General features: G+C 67.3%; 18 protein-coding genes and 1 tRNA gene. 6 read left to right on the top strand and 13 right to left on the bottom strand.

The annotated features are described in order from the left end of the window. Positions 1-11 precede the first annotated feature (11 nt). On the bottom strand, positions 12-566 hold the full coding sequence (dcd, locus tag H261_RS16645) for a dCTP deaminase (protein WP_008619779.1): 555 nt from the start codon (positions 564-566) through the stop codon (positions 12-14). Positions 567-582: 16 nt separating this feature from the next. Further along, positions 583-789: a hypothetical protein gene (locus H261_RS24890; protein ID WP_008619777.1), complete on the bottom strand. Its 207-nt coding sequence runs from the start codon at positions 787-789 to the stop codon at positions 583-585. Between the two features lie 123 nt (positions 790-912). Here H261_RS24890 and H261_RS16635 point away from each other — a divergent pair. Beyond that, positions 913-988, top strand: a tRNA-Thr gene (locus tag H261_RS16635). 98 nt (positions 989-1,086) lie between these two features. Here the strand turns inward: H261_RS16635 and H261_RS16630 are convergent. Beyond that, a complete protein-coding gene (locus H261_RS16630) occupies positions 1,087-1,941 on the bottom strand; it encodes a sigma-70 family RNA polymerase sigma factor (protein WP_008619775.1) in 855 nt (284 codons plus the stop codon). Positions 1,942-2,034: 93 nt separating this feature from the next. Next, positions 2,035-3,087, bottom strand: coding sequence for a DUF475 domain-containing protein (locus tag H261_RS16625; protein WP_008619766.1), 1,053 nt, complete (start codon positions 3,085-3,087; stop codon positions 2,035-2,037). A 111-nt stretch (positions 3,088-3,198) separates the two neighbouring features. Between H261_RS16625 and H261_RS16620 the strand changes: the two genes are divergently transcribed. Beyond that, positions 3,199-4,113 carry a hydrogen peroxide-inducible genes activator gene (locus H261_RS16620; protein ID WP_008619764.1) on the top strand — a complete coding sequence of 305 codons (915 nt, stop codon included), beginning with the start codon at positions 3,199-3,201 and terminating at the stop codon, positions 4,111-4,113. A gap of 71 nt (positions 4,114-4,184) precedes the next feature. Here the strand turns inward: H261_RS16620 and H261_RS16615 are convergent, their stop codons facing one another. The 8 genes from H261_RS16615 to H261_RS16580 all read right to left on the bottom strand — a co-directional run bounded on the left by H261_RS16615 (position 4,185) and on the right by H261_RS16580 (position 15,793). Beyond that, positions 4,185-5,003 (bottom strand): hypothetical protein, encoded by an 819-nt coding sequence (locus H261_RS16615; RefSeq protein ID WP_152426919.1) that lies wholly within the window; start codon positions 5,001-5,003, stop codon positions 4,185-4,187. A gap of 75 nt (positions 5,004-5,078) precedes the next feature. Then, positions 5,079-6,263 (bottom strand): OmpA family protein, encoded by a 1,185-nt coding sequence (locus H261_RS16610; protein ID WP_235062963.1) that lies wholly within the window; start codon positions 6,261-6,263, stop codon positions 5,079-5,081. A gap of 477 nt (positions 6,264-6,740) precedes the next feature. Continuing rightward, positions 6,741-9,626, bottom strand: coding sequence for a coiled-coil domain-containing protein (locus tag H261_RS16605; protein ID WP_235062962.1), 2,886 nt, complete (start codon positions 9,624-9,626; stop codon positions 6,741-6,743). A gap of 252 nt (positions 9,627-9,878) precedes the next feature. Further along, positions 9,879-11,792, bottom strand: a complete 1,914-nt coding sequence (locus H261_RS16600) for an ATP-dependent helicase (protein WP_008619751.1) — start codon at positions 11,790-11,792, stop codon at positions 9,879-9,881. Between the two features lie 46 nt (positions 11,793-11,838). Next, complete coding sequence (locus H261_RS16595) at positions 11,839-12,273, bottom strand: bacteriohemerythrin (protein WP_008619750.1); 435 nt, start codon at positions 12,271-12,273, stop codon at positions 11,839-11,841. Between the two features lie 136 nt (positions 12,274-12,409). Beyond that, positions 12,410-12,808, bottom strand: coding sequence for a bacteriohemerythrin (locus H261_RS16590; RefSeq protein ID WP_008619749.1), 399 nt, complete (start codon positions 12,806-12,808; stop codon positions 12,410-12,412). 89 nt (positions 12,809-12,897) lie between these two features. Beyond that, the gene (locus H261_RS16585) at positions 12,898-14,664 is read right to left on the bottom strand and encodes an EAL domain-containing protein (protein WP_008619748.1); all 1,767 of its coding nucleotides are present in this window, start codon (positions 14,662-14,664) and stop codon (positions 12,898-12,900) included. 103 nt (positions 14,665-14,767) lie between these two features. Next, positions 14,768-15,793 carry a zinc transporter ZntB gene (locus tag H261_RS16580; RefSeq protein ID WP_008619747.1) on the bottom strand — a complete coding sequence of 342 codons (1,026 nt, stop codon included), beginning with the start codon at positions 15,791-15,793 and terminating at the stop codon, positions 14,768-14,770. Between the two features lie 158 nt (positions 15,794-15,951). On the opposite strand from H261_RS16580, the gene H261_RS16575 reads away from it, so the two are divergent. Both H261_RS16575 and H261_RS16570 read left to right on the top strand, forming a co-directional pair. Beyond that, complete coding sequence (locus tag H261_RS16575) at positions 15,952-16,689, top strand: substrate-binding periplasmic protein (protein ID WP_008619746.1); 738 nt, start codon at positions 15,952-15,954, stop codon at positions 16,687-16,689. Between the two features lie 58 nt (positions 16,690-16,747). After that, positions 16,748-18,253 carry a sensor histidine kinase gene (locus tag H261_RS16570; protein WP_008619741.1) on the top strand — a complete coding sequence of 502 codons (1,506 nt, stop codon included), beginning with the start codon at positions 16,748-16,750 and terminating at the stop codon, positions 18,251-18,253. On the opposite strand, the gene H261_RS16565 is transcribed toward H261_RS16570, so the two are convergent. Next, on the bottom strand, positions 18,250-18,999 hold the full coding sequence (locus H261_RS16565) for a sulfite exporter TauE/SafE family protein (RefSeq protein ID WP_008619739.1): 750 nt from the start codon (positions 18,997-18,999) through the stop codon (positions 18,250-18,252). The genes H261_RS16570 and H261_RS16565 overlap by 4 nt on opposite strands. Positions 19,000-19,104: 105 nt before the next feature. On the opposite strand from H261_RS16565, the gene H261_RS16560 reads away from it, so the two are divergent. Both H261_RS16560 and H261_RS24885 read left to right on the top strand, forming a co-directional pair. Then, a complete protein-coding gene (locus H261_RS16560) occupies positions 19,105-20,022 on the top strand; it encodes a LysR family transcriptional regulator (protein WP_008619737.1) in 918 nt (305 codons plus the stop codon). Positions 20,023-20,217: 195 nt separating this feature from the next. Continuing rightward, a partial coding sequence (locus H261_RS24885; protein WP_235062964.1) for an Arm DNA-binding domain-containing protein occupies positions 20,218-20,599 on the top strand: 382 nt, incomplete at its 3' end.

Here is a 20,599-nt window from a genome sequence, read left to right as displayed (position 1 = left end):
CCGCCGAGGGGCTAGAGCCGGGGCAGGGTGACACCCTGCTGCCCCTGGTACTTGCCCGCCCGGTCGCCGTACGAGGTCTCGCACACCGAATCGCCCTTGAGGAAGATGAACTGGCAGGCGCCCTCGCCCGCGTAGATCTTGGCGGGCAGCGGCGTGGTGTTGGAGAACTCCAGGGTGACGTGGCCCTCCCATTCGGGCTCCAGCGGCGTCACGTTGACGATGATGCCGCAGCGGGCATAGGTGGACTTGCCCAGGCAGATCACCAGCACGTCCCTGGGAATGCGGAAGTATTCCACCGTGCGGGCCAGGGCGAAGCTGTTGGGGGGGATGACGCAGACGTCCGTCTCGCGGTCGACCAGGCTGTTGGAGGCGAAGGCCTTGGGATCGACCACCGCCGAATCCACGTTGGTGAAGATCTTGAACTCGCGGCTGACCCGGGCGTCGTAGCCGTAGGAGGACAGGCCGTAGGAGATCACCCCTTCGCGCTGCAGCTTCTCGGTGAAGGGCTCGATCATGCCCTTCGTCTTGGCCATCTCGCGGATCCAGGTGTCTGGCATGACGGACATCAGGCGCTCCCCCTTTTCAACTCTCGCTGTCTTGTACTCCAGGGTCCGGAGGGGGGCAAGGCTCGCCCCCCGCTCCGTCCCCGCCGCCGGTCTCGGTGCGGGCGCGGTCCTGGGCCTTGCGCCGCGCCAGATTAGCGCGCAGCGCCTCGGCCTGGCGGCGGCTCCGGGCGGCGGCCTCGGCATGGCCCCTGGCCGAGAATTTCGGGCTGGAATCGTCATTCATGGCCGCCAGTTTTGAGCCCTTGCGAAAAGCGCGTCAAGAGGCCCGGAAAGACGCTTGCGTCGGCATATCGAGTGTGGCATAAAGCGCCCCTCTTCACGGGGTGGCCCGCCGCTCCTTGGAAACGCTGCCGTAGCTCAGTCGGTAGAGCATACCCTTGGTAAGGGTAAGGTCGATGGTTCGATTCCATTCGGCAGCACCATGAAAGGCCCCAGGGAAACCTGGGGCCTTTCGCCGTTTCAGGGGGAAATCCGCGGGGCCTGCCCGGGTTCCGGTGAGTCCGGTCACCGGAACCCGGTCTCAGCCCGCCGCCAGGGCGGTGTCCGGCGTGACCATCAGGCGCCGCAATTTCCGGATGGCCTCGCCCTCGATCTGACGGACCCGCTCGCGCGAGATGCTGTAGCGCTTCGCCAGTTCCTCCAGCCGCAACGGCTTTTCCCGCAAGGTCCGCTCGGCCAGGATGTTCTGCTCGCGCTCGCTCAGGGCGGGCCAGCTTCGGGCCAGTCCGTCGCGGCGCAAGGCCCGCTCCTGGCGCTCGGCCAGCAGGGTTTCGGCGTCGGGACGCTCGTCGGGCAGCAGGTCGCCCAGGCTGACGCTCTTGCCGCTGACCAGCGGCGCATCCAGCGAACGCGGCGTCAGGCTGATCAGCCGGTCCATCTCGGTCACCGTCTTCGCCCCCACCTTGAGGTGGCGGGCGACGCTGGCGGTCTCGTCCTGGCTGAGCTGGCCGCCACGGGGCCCCAGCAGCTTGGCCTTCAGCGCCTTCAGCTTGAAGAACACCCGCTTGCGGTCGGCGGTGACGGGAAAGCTGACCGGCGTGGAAAAGCGCAGCACGTACTCGTACATGGAGGCACGCACCCACCACATGGCGTAGGTGGACAGACGCAGGCCCCGTTCGGTGTCGAAGCCGTCCAGGGCACGCAGCAGGCCGATATTGCCCTCGGCGACCAGGTCCTCGACCGGCAGGCCGTAGCCCCGGAAGCGGCCGGCCATCTTCAACACCAGGGGAAGGTAGCAGATCACCAGCCGCTGGCGCGCCGCCGCGTTGCCCGACTGGCGCCAGGCGCGGGCCAGGGCCAGTTCCTCCTCGGCCGACAGCATGGCGTCCTGCCGCCCGCCGCGGGTGGGGGGCTTGGGAAAAGAGGGAATGCTCATGACGGACCTGCGTTTTCTGTCTCAGCCGGTACCCAGACTAGCCGGCACCCGACCGATAGGTCCAATCGATGCTACGCGTCGATATGATAGTCCCTAGCTATCACTGCTCTCCTGACGGTTCTGGCGCACCGAACTGATGAAGGACAGGGCGATCAGCACCGCGCCGATCAGGCCGGTGATCACTTCCGGGATATGGGTGACGCTGCCCACCAGCATCAGGGCGGCCAGGGCCAGGATCGCCCAGAAGGCGCCGTGCTCCAGGTAGCGATAGGCGGACAGCGTCCCCCGCTCCACCAGCATGATGGTCAGCGAACGCACGAACATGGCGCCGATTCCCAGCCCCAGCGCGATGACGAACAGGTTGTTGGTCAGGGCGAAGGCGCCGATGACGCCGTCGAAGGAGAAGCTGGCATCCAGCACCTCCAGATAGAGGAACGAGGCGAAACCCGACTTGGCCACCAGTTCCGCCCCCTCCTCCTCGACGCCCATCAGGGCGCTGACCCCTTCCACCACCACGAAGGTGACGATGCCCAGCATGCCCGACAGCACGAAGGGCAGGACCGAGGCTTCCGGCAGCAGGCGCGAGACGCCGTAGAGGGTGATCAGCACCAGGGCGATTTCCACCGCCTCGATCTTGCCCAGCTTGGTCAGCGGTTCCTCGATCACCCGCACCCAGTGGACGTCCTTGTGGACGTCGAAAAAGAACTTCAGCCCGACCATGGCCAGGAAGGTTCCGCCGAAGGCGGCGATGGAGACATGGGCGGCGGTCATCACCCGGGCGTATTCCTCGGGCTGGCTGGCCGCCAGGACCAGCGCCTGCCAGGGGGAAATCTCGGCCATGATCCCGACGATCAGCAGCGGGAACACGATGCGCATGCCGAACACCGCGATCAGGATGCCCCAGGTGATGAAACGGCGCTGCCAGACCGGGGGCATGGTCCTCAGGACCTTGGCGTTGACCACGGCGTTGTCGAAGGACAGCGACACTTCCAGCACCGCCAGCACCGCCACGATGAACAGGGTCGAAAGCGCCGCCGAAACGGTCTTGCCGTATTCGAGGCCCACGAACCACGCCAGGACCAGCGAGATCAGGGTGAAGACCAGGGACCCTTTGAAATAGCGCAGATTGGCAACCAGCGTGCTCATGGCTCAATCATCCTGCAAACGGAATTCGGCATCCGACCTTGGTGAACATCGCCCTCGCCGGTCCAATCGCCTTTACTTGTGGCATCGATAACCAAAGCCTATCATTGACCAATGATTACCCTGCGTCACCTGCAATGTTTCGCCGCCGTCGCCGAAAAACTCCATTTCCGGCGGGCGGCCGAGCAGATCAACATCAGCCAACCGGCCCTGTCGGCCCAGATCGCCCAGCTGGAGGAAACCCTGGGGGTCCTGCTGCTGGAGCGGACCCGTCGCCGGGTGCTGCTGACCCCCATCGGCCAGGACCTGGCCGAACGGGCCAACGCCATCCTGCGCAGCGTCAGCGACCTGGAGGAACACGCCCAGGGCGCCCGAATCCCGCTGAGCGGCATCCTGCGCCTGGGCGTGCTGCCCACCCTCGGGCCCTATCTGTTGCCCCATTTCCTGCCCGAGATGCGCCGCCGCCATCCCGACCTCAAGCTCTACCTGCGCGAGGAAGCCGGCGACCGCCTGCTGGGGGAACTGGCCAGCGGCCAGCTCGACCTCATCCTCACCTCCTCGGCCCCCGCCTCCGACCAGCACCTGACGGTGGTGCCGCTGTTCCGCGAACCCCTGTGGGCGGTGTTGCCGCGCGGCCATCGCCTGGCCGGCCAGGACAGCCTGACCCCCGCCGATTTGGCCGGCGAACAGCTGATCCTGCTGGAAGTGGGCGACGGCCTGCGCGAGGCGGCGCTGACGCTCTGCCATGCCGCCGGGAGCCGCGAGCACCCGGATTTCCGCGCCACCAGCCTGGATTCGCTGCGCCAGATGGTGGCCACCGGCCTGGGAGCGACCTGCCTGCCGGCGCTCTATGTGGATGCCGAGGCCCGGGCCGACGAGCAGATCGTGGTGCGCCGCTTCGCCGACCCGCCTCCGTCCCGCCCCGTCGATCTGGTCTGGCGCCGGACCAGCGCCCGCTCGCCCGAATTCCGCCTGTTCGCCGAACTGGTGGCGACCCACCTGCCCGACGTGGTGACCAGAAGCCGGTAATCCCCGGGCCGCCCAAGGAAAAGGGGCGGGCAGTCGCCTGCCCGCCCCCGGAATCCCGGCAAAAGCCGGACTTATTTGGCCATGTGGCGGCCCTGGCCGTGCCAGCCCCACTGGCCGTACCCCCAGCCGTCCCGGTGCCAGGTATAGGCATAGGGATTGGCCATCATCGGCTTGATGGAGGTCACCGAGGAAACCGGTAGGGCTTCCATCGCCATCTCGGCCTTGCCCGCCTGGATCTTGGAGAACGGCACGACGGAAACCGTCAGGTAGCGGCCGTCCTTGAAGTTCTCGGTCCGGGCATAGGTCTTGGTGTTGTAGACCACCACGCCGTCGTTGGCGCTCCAGGCGCTGTGCTCCTTGGCGGTCAGCAGGGCCGCGTTGAAATGGCGCTGCCAGGCCTCGGCGACATAGACGATCTCTTCCTGCTGGCTGGTCGGATGGTAGCGGCTGCCGATGTAGTTCAGCAGGTCCACCGAGTAGCGCGGCACCATGGCATGGGCCTCGTCGACGATGGTGACCTCCAGGTTCTCCTTGCCGGCATCCTTCAGGGCGCCGGCGATCAGCGGCACGTCGGTCTTCATGGTCTGGTCGACCACCGACTTGTACAGGGTCTGCTTGACGGTCTCGACCACCGGACGGGTGCGGGGGTCATAGGGATGGGCCACCGGTTCCAGCACCTGCAGCGACTGATCCGTCTTGTTGTAGACGGCGAAGGTGCCGACCAGGGTGGTCAGGTCGTTCTGATAGGAACCGGCGGGCACCACGTAACGCATTTCAGCCGGCGGAACGAGGTTAGTCGGCTTGGACTCGCTGGCGTAGTGGATGCCCGTGCAGCCGCCCAAGGCGGGCAGGACACAGGCGATCATTGCGGCGATACGAGACTTGTTCATCGTATTTGCTCCCACATCTCATGTTCAACGGCGCGGCCGCCCGGATCGCATGTCCGGCGGCCGCCGCCCGGTTGGTCAGTAGCCGAAAAGAATCTCGACGCGGCGGGCGCGCCCATCGGAAGCCATTCCCCAGGTCTCGCCGGGACGGGCATCGACCGCGGCGGCGGAACCGCCCTGCCTGTTGATCTCGGCGGCCACCGCCTGGGCACGTTCGCGCGCCAGACGGGCGTTGGTCGCGGCCGAGCCGGTCCGGTCGGTGAAGCCGATGACGCTGACCGTCTTGGGCTTCATGTTCTTCTGGGCGGCGACCACCTGCTTCAGCCGCTCGATCGCCTCGGGAGTCAGCTGGCTGGACCCGGTGTTGAAGAACACGGCAAAGCCGCCGCCTCCGTAATAGCCGCCCCAACCTTGTCCGCGCCCACCATAGGCGTGACCGCCATAGCCGCCGTGGGACCAGGTGGGACCGGCCAGGGTGATTTCGACGCGGCGGTTGCGCGCCTCGGCGGTGTTGTCGCCGGTGGCGACGGCCAGGCGGCTCTCGCCGAAGGCGTCCTCGGCGATGGCGGCGGGATTGACGCCCAGCTTGGTCAGCTCGGCCGCCACCGCATCGGCACGCTGGCGCGCCAGGCGCCGGTTGGCGTCGGCGGAGCCGAGGGTGTCGGTGAAGCCGGTCACCGAGACGATGGCGGCATGCAGCTGCGCCTGGGCGGCGGCCGCTTCCTTCAGGGTCTGCTGCGCCTGGGCGGAAAGCTGGGCGGAGCCCAGGGCGAAGGTGACCACGAAGCGGCGGCCCGCCTCGGCGGCGACCGCGCTGACCGGAGCCACCTTCTTCAAGATGGGCTCGTGGGCCAGGAAGGTCGCCTTGCAGGGCTTGTTGACGTTGCTCTGGGCTTCTTGTTCAAGCCAGCAGTCGAACGCCACCTGGGCCTTGGCGGCGGCGGCCGGAACCCGTTCGGCGGCACCCCCCGCGAAATAGCCCATCAGGCGTTCCCGAGCGGCCGTCAGAGCCGGAACGGCGGGCGCCGGAAGCGGACGGCGGTTCAGTTCGTCGGGCGGCACCGCCTCACCCTTACCGGCCCGCAAGCCCTTGCGAGCGGTTTCCGAGGCGTCGACCCATTCGACTTCCGTCTGGATCTGCTGCCTGGTGTAAGCCTGATACTCCTGGAACAGCGCCTGGGTAAACGGCGTGCCGGACGTAGCCCGGGAGCCGAGAATGGCGTGGACGTCGGAAACGTCCGCAGGCGTTGCGCACGCAGCCAAGGCCGCAGTGGCACCCAAACCTACCCACCGTATGATTCTCTTCATTTCTCACTCCTCATTTGGTGAATGGCATTGGCGTCTTCACGCACGGGAAATATCCCGGGCAACAGACCGGAAGTGCGGAAGAAGCCATGCAAAAGAGAGATTTCTAGTGCTGATAGGCGGGGCCCATATGCGACCGCCGTTGCGACAACCACTCCCCCCTGAGTTGCCAACAGAAATTAGAGTAATTCAGTTTACTGGCCCCGGCCATTCCTAATGCCAGAGTCCATTCGACATAGGTCGAATCTGTCTGGGGTATTCCCCCGATATTTGATCGTTCGTGCCCGCCATATTTGGTCCTTCGTCCCCGCCATATCCAGTGGCGGGTCCCATGATTCTGCAACGGAAAGGGATTACATCCCAGAAATTGGCGCCGGGAGAAAAAAAACGGCGCCGGATCGCTCCGGCGCCGCTTTCATCGGACTGGGGAAAACCCTATTCCAGGCGGCCCAGCGAACGGGCCAGGACCAGGTACAGCTTACCCACCTCGGAGGAGGTGAAGGTGCCGGTCAGCACGTCCTGGTGGTCGGAATTGCGGGCCTGGTTGAGCAGAGCCTCGAATTCCGCCAGATAGCGGGTGACGTATTCGCGGAAATCGCCGTCGTCCTCGAACTTGTTCTTGATGGAGGCCATCTGGTGCTTGTCGAGATTCTTGAGAATCTTGCGCACGAAGATGGACTGGTCGCCGGCATGGAACTCGCGCCACGCCTTCTCGTCGATATTGGCGTTGAAGATGCGGCCGATGTCCACGGACAGGGATTGCAGCTTCTCGACGATGAAGGCGGCGTTCTGCAGGAAGTGCTCCACCGACAGCTGGGCGCGTTTCTCTTCCAGCTGGCTGCCCCGGATCTCGGCCAGCTTGGAGGCGTTGACCAGTTCCTCCACCTGACGCGAGAAGCTGTTGGAGAAGCTCTCGGCCTGCTGGGCCAAACGGTCGCCGGTGATGCCAAGATCGTTGGACTTGGTGCGCACCATCTCGAAGGCGGCTTCCAGCTTGGCGCCGGTCCGCTCGGTGGTTTCCTGCATCTCGCTGGCGTGGCGGCGCAGGCCGTCGCCGGCCGAACGCACCTGAGCGGTGATCCGCTCCGCCGAAGCGGTGAGCTCGCGGATGCCGGCCCGCAGCATGTCGCCGGCGGCAGTGACCTGGGCGGCGGTCTTGTTTGAGGCTTCCTCGAAATCGCGGCTGATGGAACGCAAAGCATCGCCCGCCGTCTGGGACTGGGCGAACACCTGCTGGGCGGCCTCGCCCAGTTGCACGGCGTTCTGCTGGATGGAGGAACCGAAGGCCTTCAGCACGTCGCTGGAATCCTCGGCGACGCGGGCCAGGGACTGGGCCTGGACGCGCAGCGCCTCGCCCACCGCGCCCACCGAGGCCTCGGCCTGGTCGGCGGAGGCGACCACCTGTTCGGTCTGCTTGCGCAGCACCTCGGTGGCGGCGCGCACCCGCGAACCCAACTGGTCGGAGACGTTCTGCAACTGCTCGGAGCGCTTCTCCAGCAATTCGGCCACCCCGCCGGAATCGGAGATGGCCTTGACGGCGGCGGCGGACACGTCGGTGGTGCGCTGGCGCAGGGTCTCGCCCACAGCATCCAGCTCGACGCCGACCTTGGACGACGTGGCGATCAGGTCGTTGGTGCCCTGGCGCAGCGTGTCGGCGATGGTCTTGACCTTGGCCATCACCTGGTCCGAGGTGGCGATCAGATGGCGCGACTGCTGGTTGAGCGAGGCTTCCGACAGCTTGGACTGGGTCGACACCACGTTGGCGGCGTCGGCCAGTTCGTCGGCCTGCTTCCTGAGTGAGGTGCGGATGTTCTCCGCCTGGGCGGCGGCCTTCTCGGCACCCTTGTTGAGGTCCTCGATATAGAGGCGCAACGTCTCGGAGACCTCGCGGCCGCGGGCGGTCATCTGGTCCGAGGCGGCGGCGACGGCGCGGGTTTGGCCCTGGAAGGCCTCCCCCACCTCGCGCACCCGGGCCATGGCCCGCTCGGCGGCGGAGTCCACGTCGTCGCGACGCTGGACGAACACCTCGCCCACCGCTCCCAACTGGGTGGAGGCGTCGTCGGCGGCGACGCGCAGGCTCTCGGCCTGACGGCCCAGGCTTTCCTCGATCTCGCGGAAGCGGCCCATGGCCTGATCCGAGGCCGAGCCCAACTCGCGCGACTGCACCCCCAGAGCTTCCTCGACGATCTTGACGCGGGACAGCACGCGCTCGGTGATCTGGTCCAACCCGGTGGCCTGCTGCTGCAGCGAGGCCGAGATGCGGCTGGTCTGCTCGGCCAGGCGCTCGGCGGCCTGATCGAGATCGGTGTTCTGGCGGGTGAACAGGCTTTCCAGCGCCTCGACCCGCTCGGCCAGGGAATTGGCGACCACCTCGGTGCGGGTGGTGGCCTGCTCGGCCGAGCTGCCCAGCTGGGTGCTCTGGCGCTCGAACATGGCGACCACCTGCTCGGCGCGGACCACCGCCGCCTGGGACACCTTGTCCAGGGACTCGGCCTGGGTGCGCACCTGCTCGGCCACCGTGTCGGCGCGCGACGCGGCGCGGGCCGAGGTGGTGTCGATGGACTCGATCTGGCCGCGCAGCAATTCGCCGAACTCGCGGATACGGTGGGCGGAGGTATCGGTAACGGTGGTGAGGTCCTGGGTCTGCATGCGCAGCAGGGTCTCCACCTCGCGGGCGCGGGCGGTGGCGCCGTCGGCGGCCTGGGTCAGGCGGTCGACCTCCTTGCGCAACGCCTCGACCGCCGTCTGGGCCTCGTCGTTGACGCGGCCCACCACGCCGGTCATGGCCTCGATCTGGCTGGCCATCATCTCGCGCACCGTTTCGCCCTTGGAGGCGGCCTCGGTGGAAGCCTGGGTCAGGTCGCGGGCCTGGGTGCGCAGCGACTCGGCGATGCGCGCCACCCGGACCTCGGCGCCCTCGGCGGGATAGGTCAGGCGGGACAGTTGCTCGCGCATGTCGGCGGACAGCGCCCTGAGCTCGCGGCCCCGGTCGAAATAGGCGATCAGCAGCCAGAGGAAGGCCAGCGGCAGGAAGGCGGCGCCGACCATGCCGCCGATTTCCTGCGGCTGCATGAACAGCAGGTTGCCCCAGCCGATGGAGGTGTCGGCCCAATAGCCGCTCAAGACCACCCAGGCGACGGTGACCAGCAGGCCGAACAGCCGGGCCGACTTGCCGCCCGCCGCCGACGACCCGCCGCCGGACGGCAGCGGTTCGGGGCGCAGGACCGCCAGAGGAGGCGCCAGGATGGCAGCCGCTTCCTTCGCCTCGGTCTCGGCCGCGCCCGTCCCCTGCGCCGCCGCCTCGGTCTCGCCTCTGGTCATGTTTGTATCGCCCATGAGTCCGCCCTGACCTTCGTGAACATTCACCACTCGCCGTCCGCCCGGACCTCCGGCCGGCGCCGGTGGCGCGGACGGATCGCAGCAAAAAAAGCGGCGCGATGAAATATCGCCTCCGCATCGTCCTCCCAGAACTTGGGCGGGACTTGCCCCCCTTCCCCCGGACCTTGGACAGCGCTTGGCAGGATGCCCTGTTCAGGGGGGAAAATCAAACACTCCCTACCCCTGACCAAGGCCCTATCCGCGCGTCCGCTTCAGGGGCGTCCGCCCCTTGCGCATCCCGGCGGAAACCTTCAGTTCGGGGCGGAGGCGGACCGGCTTTCCGGCCTTGGCCGGCGGCGGCGCCTTCGCGTGCAGGCGGGCCCGGCTCAAGGTGTCGTGATAACGGATCTGGTCCTCGTCGAGCCCCTCCAGCATTTCGGCAATATAGGGAGACGGCACCGCAGTCTTGCGCCGTTCGGCGGCGAAGGACAGCACCAGCCAGCGCTTGGCCCGGGTGGCGGCCACGTACATCAGGCGGCGCTCCTCCTCCAGATCGGGAGAGGATTCGTGGGGCATCAGGTCGGCCTCGCAGCCGGCCACCACCACCGCCGACCATTCCAGCCCCTTGGCGCCGTGGATGGTGGACAGCACCACGGCGTCGCCCTGGGCCTCGGCACGGCGCAGGGACCGGCGCTGCTCCTCCATCAGGGCGATGAAGGCCGCCGCGTCCGCGCACTCGGCGGCCAGATCGGCGGCGGTGAAGGCCAGGTCGCGCCATTGCAGCCCCTCCTCCCCCGGCGGCCGCGCCGTCGCCGAGACCAGGCGGCCCACCTGGCGGCAGAGCGCCGGCCAGGGCACGTCCGTATCGATCTTCTCCGGCGCCTGCTGCAACAGTTTGTCCACCCGCTTGCCGTGGCCCAGCAGGGCGCGGGCATCCATGTCGCGGGGATCGGCGAGCAGGCGGGCCAGCCCGGCCACCAGCCGCACCGGCCCCAGTTGCCAGAACTCGCCGGCGCCGCGCACCACCAGGGGCACGCCGGCCTCGGCCAGCCTGATCTGGATGCGCGAGCCCACATGGCCGGCGCGGTAGAGCACCGCCATCTCGTGCCAGGGCATGCCGCGCCCCGCCAGCCCCCTGACCACGCGCAGCACGTATTCCGCCTCGTCCTCGTCGTCGTCCAGGCCGGCGATGGTCAGGGCGAGACGCGAGGCACTGTGGGGCACCTGATCCTTGACGTGGCGGCGCCGGTTGCCGCTGATCAGGGCGCCGGCGGCGGCGACGATGGTGGCGGAACTGCGGTAGTTGCGCGACAGGCGGTAAAGGGCCGGGTCGGGCCACGCCGCCTCGAAGCCCAGGATAAAGGCCGGGTCGGCGGAGCGCCAGGCGTAGAGACACTGGTCGTCGTCGCCCACCGCCCACAGGCGCGCGCCTTGCGTCCGCAACAGGCGCAGCATGCGCTCCTGCGCCGGATTGATGTCCTGGTACTCGTCGATCAGCAGGTGGTCGAAGAAGCCGGCGAGGCGGCCCCGGTAGGCCTCGTCCGCCTCCAGCCCGCGCACCAGTTCCATGATCAGGTCGCCGAAATCGAAGCCGCCCTCCTCGGCCAAGGCGCGCTGGTAGCGGCCATAGGCCTCGGCGGCCTCCAGCAGGGCCGCGTCGTTCCTGGCCTTGGCCTCGGCCAGCGCCGCCGCCGGGTCCATCAGCCGGTCCTTGTAGGCGCCGAACACGTCGGTGGGCTTGCGCACGTCGTCGCCGAGATAGAGGTGGTGGCGGGCGACCACCCGGGCGCAGGCCTGCTCGTCGAAGATGCGGAAAGGTGGACAGCCGGGCGGCGGATGGCGCTGCAGCAGCCGCAGCGCCATGCCGTGCAGGGTGGCGATGGGCATGCGGCGGAACAGCTCGGGCGCCATCTCGCGGTCCGCCTCGCCGAGGCGGGCGCCGATGCGGAAGCGCAATTCCTCGGCGGCCCGCGCCGTGAAGGTGGAGACGAAGATACGGGAGGCCGCCGCACCCTGGTCCAGCAGGTGAAGGTAGCGCCCTACCAGGGTGGTGGTCTTGCCGGTCCCCGGCCCGGCCAGGACCAGCACGGATTCCGCCCCGGCCTCGGCGGCCAGGCACTGTTCGGGATCGAGGGGGGATTCGGCCGCCGGCGGGGCAGGTTCGCTCATGGCCGGCAGAGTAGCGGCGCGGCCCGGACGTTACAACGGCTCTACGCTACCGCTTGGGCTCCAGCACCCGGCGGGTCACCGCCCAGCGGCCCAAGGGGCGGTCGCAACGCTTGGCGTGCTCCACCACCCAATGGGCGATGAAGTCGTGGACCTTGACGGCATCCTTGTCGGCGCAGACCTGGGCGTGCAGCATCACCCCCAGGTGATCCAGCAGCCCGGCATGGTCGTCGAGATGGCGCCGCGCGTCGGGATAGGCGGATTCGGTCATCACCTGTTCCTGCTGGGCGAAATTGCGTTCCACGTACCGCATGATCGCCTGGATGCGCGAGCAGCGGTTGAAATCGCACTCGCCGCGCCCGCCGATGCCGCGGCGGCACTCGACGCCCGGCTGGAACACCCGTCCCAGCAGGAAGCGCAAACCCTCGTTCCCGGCGTCGATGCTGGGAACGCCGGTCTCGTGGCCGTGAGTCAAGGGCGCCATCGGACCTCCCTGCCTACCCTGGAATATTCTTATTTCTTGTGCGGGAAAGCATAGCAAGGCACGCGCCGAATATCAACGGAACGGCACGGGTTCCTCAATTTTTGCAGGTGCGAAATAGTACTTTCGACAGAGAAGGCTACTGACCACCGGCCAGGAAGGGGCGGTATTCGAAATCCTCGATCTCGATATGATGCACCAGCCAGCCGGTCAGGAAGCCGTGGAGTTCCCGGGCCACCCGCTCCACATTGGCGGCGGACAGGACGGCGGACATGTCGGCCACCCGCATGGCGATGGTCTGGTGGGAGTGGCGGTGCAGGTCCAGGAAGGGAAAACCGGCGCGCTCCATCATCCCCTCCTCCTCGGCGAAGTGGTAGGCGATGTAGCGGTTCAGTTCGCCGAATACCGCCTTGACGGCGTCCAGGCCCGGCCCGCCTTCCGCCATGGCGTCGATCTCCGCCAGCAGCTTGAACAGGTGCTGATGGTGGGCATCCAGCGTGGGCTCGCCGACACTCAGGTGTTCCGTCCACGCCAGCACGATCCATTCCCCCTAAATCTTGATCGGCCCCTCATTAAGACCATGGGAAGTGGAATTCAACATGCAAGTCGTGACTGGTCGGACCGGTTCTAAGCCACCGTCCCGTTGCCGAAGAACAACAGGCCGTTGCGCCACTGGGTCAGGGGCGTCGCCCAGGGCGCCCGGCTGCCGTGCAGCCGCCGCGACGGCTGCATGGGCTTGCCGAAGTAATAGCCCTGGCCGTAGCGCACGTTGTAGACGCGCAGCAGGTTGGCGGTGGCCTCGTCCTCGATATGCTCGGCGATGGTAGCCACCCGCAACTCGCGGCACAGCTGGGTGATGGCCCGCAGGAAAGGCAGCGATTCCCCCTTGCCCGCCGCCTCGCGCACATAGGAGCCGTCGATCTTGACGTGATCGACCTTGAGGCCGCGCAGGTAGTGGAAGGCCGCCGCCCCGGCGCCGAAATCGTCGATGCCCACCGGATGGCCGCGGCCGCGGATTTCCTGGATGACGGCGTTGGCCGCCACCAGATCGGCGATGGCCGAGCTTTCCGTCACCTCGAACAGCAGCCGGCCGCGCAGGTCGGACGCGCCGTGGATCAACTGCAGCAGCCTTGCGGCCATGCTGGGGCTGGACAGCGAGCGGCCCGACAGGTTGACGGCGAAGCGGAGCGACGGCTCGGCCCCCACGCCCTGGCGCATGAACGCGATGGCCCGGGCGCAGATGGCCAGGTCCAGTTCACCCACCAGGCCGGTATCCTCGGCGAACACCACGGTGCTGTAGGGGGAATTGCCGCTGTCGCCGAAGCGCACCAGGCATTCGAAATGATGGACCGCGTTGCTCCACAGATCGACGATGGGCTGGAAAAACAGCTGGAAGTCGCCCTTGCCGATGGTCTGCTTGACCTCGCGCATCCTGGCCACCGTCTGCGACAGGGTGGGGCGCGCCATGGCCGACAATTCGTGGATGGCGGCGCCGCTGTCGCTGGTGAAGCGGTTCAGGGTGTAGATCAGGGCGCTGGTGGCCTCCTGCGCCGAGATGCCGCCGCCGCCGTCGATGGACAGCGAGGCGGATTCGGGGGCCATGGGCGCCCCCATCACCGACTGGGCCAGCCCGCTGATGGCGGTCTCGATCTCGCCGGCGCTGACCTCGGGACCGTGGATCAGGCCATACTTACTGTTGCCCAGGTCGGCGGCGGCCCCGCCCCCCACCGAGCACTGGCGCAGGTAATCGGTGAAGCGGGCGATGAAGTCGGCGGTGGCCTCGGCGCCGACCTTGCTGCGCAGATCGGCCAGTTCCGGTAGGTCCAGCAGGGTCATGCGGTAGGAATCGTCGCCGTCCCTGGCGCTTTCCTTGATCAGGTCGCCGGCCAGCGCCTCGAAGCTCTCGCGGCCCAGCAGGCCGGTCTCCTGGTGACGTACCGTCGGCGACATCAGGGTGCCGGAATGGGTCAGCACCAGCAGCAGGCGGTCAGGGCGGTCGGGATGGGGATAGCCCGACAGCGCCACCGGCGTGCTGCCCCCCGCCGGCAGGGTGACGTGCAGCAGCACATGGCGGACCCGGTCGCCGCCGGCCATGCGCTTCAGGGCGTTGCGGACGCGGGACTGGTCCTCGGGGCGGATCAGCTCGGGCAGGGTCATGGTGGCCAGCAGGCGGGCCGGCCGGCCGACCAGCGACATGGAGGCGCCGATGGCGAAGACGATGCGCCCGCCGTGGTCGGCCTCCATCAGCAGGTCGGCGGCGGCGAAGGCGAAGGCGACATAGGCCTCCTGCGGCTGGCCCAGCCCGGGCGCGGCCTTACCCTTGCGGCGGGCGGAGCGCTCGCCCCCCTCCGGCCCGTCTTCGGCACCCGCCACGCTGTCCCTGGCCTTCGTCATCTATCCCCCGCGCCCAACTTCCGGCGTCCCGCCCGATACCATAAGCAAACGGGCAAATGACAAGGGTGATAAAAAGAAACAAATTATCGCGCGCCTCTCCGGCCTACAGCCACTTCATCCATTTGAGGATCAGATAGGTCACCGGCATCATGCCCGCCACCACGCCGCAAAGGACCAGAAAGGCCAGCGGCTCCTGCGCTCCGGGGATGCCGCCGATATTGGTCCCCAGCATGCCGGCCAGCAGGCTGGGCGGCAGCACCATGGCGGCCAGGGAGGTCAGGCGGTTGGACGACTGGGCGGCGCGCTCGGCCACCAGGTTGGTGAAATCCTCGTGCAGGATGGTGGCGCGCTGGCGCATTTCGTCCAGATCCTCGATATGGCGGATCAGGCGGTCGTTGACCTCGCGCAGGCGCATCTTGGCCTCGGGGTCGAGCCAGCTGGCGTCGTCGTGGCGCAGGCGGTAGAGCGCGTCGCGCTGCGGCGCCAGATAGCGGCGCAGCTGCACCACCTTGCGCCGGGCCGAGGCGATGTCCTCGCGCAGGTCGGTGCCGGCCAGCCCCTCGCCGATGCGGTCCTCCAGGTCGGAGATGCCGTCCTCGATCTCGTCGGTGAGAATCCCCAGGTGGTCCACGACCTTCTCGGCGATGCGGGCCAGCAGGGCGCCGGCGGTGCGCGGCCCCTTGCCCATCATCATGGACAGCCGCAGGTCGCGCAACGCGTTGAGGGAATGATCCCTGTCGCGCAGCGAGATGCAACGGTCGGCCTCGATCCACATATGGATCGGCACCAGCTCGGTTTCCGCCGAGCGATCCTCGCCCTCGCCGTTGCGCGCCTTGTTGACGCCGCGCAGCACCACCATCAGGGCATCGCCCACGTCCTCGACCCGGGGACGGGATTCCTCGGCGGTCAGCGCCATGGCCACCAGGGGATCGATGCCGGAGCGCTCGCACAGCCAAGCCCGGGCCTGGGGCTCGTCCCGTTCGAGATGGACCCAGAGAAAGCCGTCTTCCGTCCGCCAGCGTTCCACCTCGGTCCAGCGCAGATCGCGCACGCCGCCGTCGGGACCGATCAGCATGGCGAAACGCAGGCCCGGCTCCAGCCCGGCATGAAGTTCCTGGTCCATGGACATGCCGGCCCCCTCCTGCCTTGCCACCGCTGGCCGAGGATAGGCCGGCCCCGGCGGGAAAACCACCGGGAAACGCCCTTCGCCGGGATGTGGCCGGGCTTCGTTGAGAAACCGCGGCCGTTGCGCTAGCATCGTCCGGTCGGGATGGGATGGAGGCGGGGATGATCAAAGGCTGGCTCTCCCTTCTTGCCGCGGGTTTCCTGCTGGCCGCCGCACCGGCCGCCGCCGCCGAGCCCCGGACCATCGAATACGCCTACCCCGACCAGTCGGTGTGGACCACCCGGCTGGATTCCAGGGGCGAGCCCGACAACCCGCTGCTGCGCCTGGCCGCGCCGCTGTTCCAGCAGGCCGGCATCCCCTGGCGGGCGCGCGGCTTGCCGGCGGCGCGGATGTTCGAATATCTGGCCGATGGACAGACCGACTTCTCCATGCTGGTCAAGGGACCGGCCCTGGAGAAATGCTGCCTGATCAGCAAGCGCCCGGTGGCCGGCACCGAACTCAGGGTCTACCGCCGCAAGGGCCTGCCCCCGGTCACCGCCAGGGAGAACCTGGCCGGCAAGGAGGTGATCACCATCCACGGCTACAGCTATGGCGGCATCCTTTCCTTCATCAAGGACCCGGCCAGCCGGGTGGTGAACCACGGCACCGTCAGCCACGAATCCGCCTTCGCCATGCTGGAACGCGGGCGGGCCGACTATCTCCTGGACTATGCCGGGCCGGCCGAGGAGATCCTGGCCGAGCACCCGATTGCCGGCCTGGAATTCGACGTCATCGACCGGCTGAACGTCCATCTGGTCCTCAGCCGGGCCTATCCCGACGCCGAGGCGGTCATGGCCCGGCTGGAGGCCATCGCCGACACCCTGCGGGTGGATGGCGTTTCTAGACCAAATCTAAAGTAACCCATCCTAATGTTTTGGGCTCGTATCCACTCAGGGATACGGGTAGGGTGCAGTCATCATGATGATGATGATGCTGCGCAAGAAAGGGCGAGAGAACAGGATCGGCCGGCGCCTGATCGTGTTGATCGTCGCGTTCAGTTCATTTCTAGCGTTATTGGCAACCGGTTATCAGCTGTTCCATGAATACCGGCAGCAACGCGCCGACATGGACGATCAGCTGGAAAACGTCGGAATCTTCCTCCCGCCCATTGTCGGCAGTGTCTGGACCTTCGACGAGCGGCAGATCACCCTGGCGCTGGACGCCCTGACCCGGCTGGCCCATGTGGAATATGCGGAGATCACCACCTCGGACGGCCGCAACGTGTGGAAGTCGGGGGCGGTCCGGTCTAAACGGCAGATCACCCGTCAATACGCCCTGTCACGGGAAATCCGGGGGGAAATCCGCCAGATCGCCACCCTGAACGTATCGGCCAGCCTGGACGGCATCTATGACCGCCTGACGAGCCAGGCCATCGCCATCCTGGTCAGCAACGCCGTCAAGACCTTCCTGGTGGCGGCGTTCATGTACGTGATCTTCAGCCGCCTGGTCACCCGCCGGGTCGAGGAACTGGCCCGCAACGTCGGCAGCCTGGTACCGGAATCCCTGATGTCGCAGGCCTCGCTGTTCGACGAACGCCTGGGCTTTCCCGAGCATGGCGACGAGATCGACCGTCTGCGCTGGGCCTATGACAACATCGCCCGCCAGCTGAATCTGGCGGTGCAGGACCTGCACGACCGCAACGACGAGCTGCGGCACGAAATCCACGAACGCACCCGGGCGGAAAGCGACCTGCAGCAGGTGATCGCCGAACTGTCGCGCACCAACGCCGAACTGGAGCGCTTCGCCTATGTCGCCGCCCACGACCTGCAGGAGCCGGTGCGCGGGCTGGTCAGCTTCTCGCAATTGCTGGAACGCAAATGCGCCGAGGCCCTGGACGGCGAGGCCAAGGACTACCTGCGCTTCATCATCAACGAGGCGCTGCGCATGTCCAATCTGGTCCGCGACCTGCTGGAATACAGCAAGGCCGGCGGGGCCGGCCTGACCCTCGGCGAGGTGGATTGCGCCGAACTGATGAATACCGTGCTCGAAAGCCTGCGCCCCGCCATCGAGCAGAGGCACGCCCAACTCCATATCGGCCCCCTGCCCAAGCTCCGCGCCGACCAGGGCCAACTGCATCAGGTGTTCCACAACCTGCTGGGCAACGCCCTCAAATACAGCGGCGGCGAAACCGTCCCCGCCGTCCGGGTGACCGCCGAGCGGGACGGCGAGGATGGCTGGCGTTTCGCGGTAACCGACAACGGCATCGGCATCGATCCCCAGTACCACGACTACGTCTTCGAGGTGTTCCGCCGCCTCCACACCGGCTCCGCCTATCCCGGCACCGGCATCGGGCTGGCCATCTGCAAGCGCATCGTCGAAAGCCATGACGGGCGCATGTGGCTGGCCTCCACCCCCGGACAGGGCACCACGGTATTCTTCACCCTGCCCGACCGGGTCGATGCCGAAGCGGCCACCACCTCCTAGACGGCCAGCATGGCCAGCGCGGTGGCGATCAGCAGCCCGGCGAACAGATGCCGCATGACTTTCTCCGGGAAGGCATGGGCCAGGGCGACGCCGGCCGAGACGCAGGCCAATCCCCCGACGCCCAGGACGCCCCCGATGGTCCAGTCCACGTTGCCGGCCCGGGCATAGGAGGCCAGGGCCGCCGCCGAGCAGGGCAGCACCAGGGCCAGGGCCAGACTCTGGGCCACCCGCTGGTCGAGCCCGAACCAGCGCGACAGGAGCGGCGTCGCCACCAGACCGCCCCCCACCCCCAGCAGCCCCATGCTGCCGCCGCCGGCCAGCCCGACCAGGGGCATCAGCCCGGAACGGACCGGCGTGGCCGGGCCCGCCTCCGGCCGGCGGCGGAACATGCCCACCGCCAGCACCGCCAGGAACGCCGAGAACAGCAGGCGCAGCACATGCTGATCCAATCCCTGGGCCAGTTGCGCCGCACCATAGGTGGTCGCCGTCCCCACCAGGGCCAGCCGCACCGCACCACCCAAATCGACGGGGTTGCGGCGCATATAGCGCCACCAGGCGGCCAGCAGGTTGGGAACCATCATCACCAGGGCGGTCCCCTGGGCCATGGCCTGATCCATGCCGTAGACGGTGACCAGCAGGGGAATGGCGATGATACCGCCGCCGATGCCGAACAGGCCGCCGAGGAAGCCCAGGGCACCCCCCAGCAACAGCAGGGGCAGCAGGGAGAGAAGCAGGGTGGCGGACACGGGCGCGGCCTTTCCGTAACGGCGACGCCCGATGATTATCCTTGCCTGCAAAGCAATCAATGGCATCAACTTCATGATACTGATGCGTATGGAGCATTAATCGCCATGGCCCTCGACGACGGTCTGGACATCGCCTTCTTCTCCCTGGTGGCCCGCCATTCCAGCCTGACGGCAGCGGCGCGCGAGATGGGGCTGTCGCCGCCCGCCGTCAGCCGCCGCCTCGCCGCCCTGGAGGCACGGCTGGGGGTGCGCCTGCTCAACCGCACCACGCGGCGCCAGAGCCTGACTCCCGAGGGCGAGAAATACGTGGAGGAGGGCCGCCGCATCCTCGACGACATCGAGAGCCTGGAGCGGGCGCTGGCGGCGGGGCGGCAGGTGCCGCGCGGCGTGCTGCGCATCAATGCCGGGTTCGGCTTCGGCCGGCGCCATCTCGGCCCGGCGGTGTCGGATTTCGTCCGCCTCCATCCCGAGGTGGAGGTGATCCTGCACCTCAGCGACCGGCCGCTGGACCTCACCGCCGAGGCCATGGATATCGGCATCCGCTTCGGAATGGGGCCGGATTCCGGCCTGTTGCGCCGCAAGATCGCCGCCAACCGCCGCCTGCTGTGCGCAGCCCCCGCCTATCTCGCCGCCCATGCGCCGCCCGGGGTTCCGGCGGATTTACGCGACCACCGCTGCATCGTCATCCGCGAGAACGAGCGGGCCTTCAATACCTGGAATCTGGTGTCCGCCGAGGGGCCGGCCACCGTCAAGGTCGGCGGCCCGCTCTCGGCCAATCACGGCGAGGTGGCGGTGGACTGGGCCCTGGAAGGCCACGGCATCCTGCTGCGTTCGGAATGGGACATCGCCCCCTATTTGCGCTCGGGCGAACTGGTCCGCGTGCTGGACGGCTGGTCGGGGGTGGAGGCCGACATCCACGCGGTCTTTCTCCAGCGCCACCAATTGTCGGCCAAGGTACGGAGTTTCCTCGACTTCCTGGCGGAGCGCTTCGCCTCGCAGCGCGCCCAGCCGGGGGCGTGGTGACGCCCCCGGACGGTGGTCAGTGGCTGGTGCCGCTGGAATAGTTGATCTTGTTGAAGACAAAAACCGCAATAAAGTAACTCAATGTTTTCACAGCGTTTTTTGAAAAATTACCGGAATTTAGTAACCTCCCGGTAACCCTACACCTTCCAACCATCGACAGTCCGGCATATATAGGGAGGTAGCCAAACCTTGCCTATGGGTGCCGCCACGAAAGCCAAACTGAGCCAAAGCTACGCCGAACGAATTAAACCTGGCGCGTCTGATGAATTTCATTGGGACACCACCTTACCCGGTTTTGGCCTGAAGGTAACGACTTCTGGCCGGTCCACTTGGGTGTTTCAGCGGCAGGTCGTCGGAGGAAAGAAGCCACGCCTTACCCTTGGCTCCTTTCCCTCGATGGATTTCAATCATGCCCGGCAAGCCGCTATGGCTATGACGTGTCAAATTGAATCGGGTGAGAATCCAAAGACCATTCGTACTATTGAACAAAAACAAGCCTTCACGGTTGAAGACGTGATGGAAGTTTACGCAAAAAAGGAGATGAAAGAAGTAACGCGACGGAACCTTCGTTTATTTC

This window comes from Paramagnetospirillum caucaseum (genome assembly GCF_000342045.1).
Classification (GTDB): domain Bacteria; phylum Pseudomonadota; class Alphaproteobacteria; order Rhodospirillales; family Magnetospirillaceae; genus Phaeospirillum; species Phaeospirillum caucaseum.
This window is presented reverse-complemented; position numbering and strand designations above follow the sequence as displayed.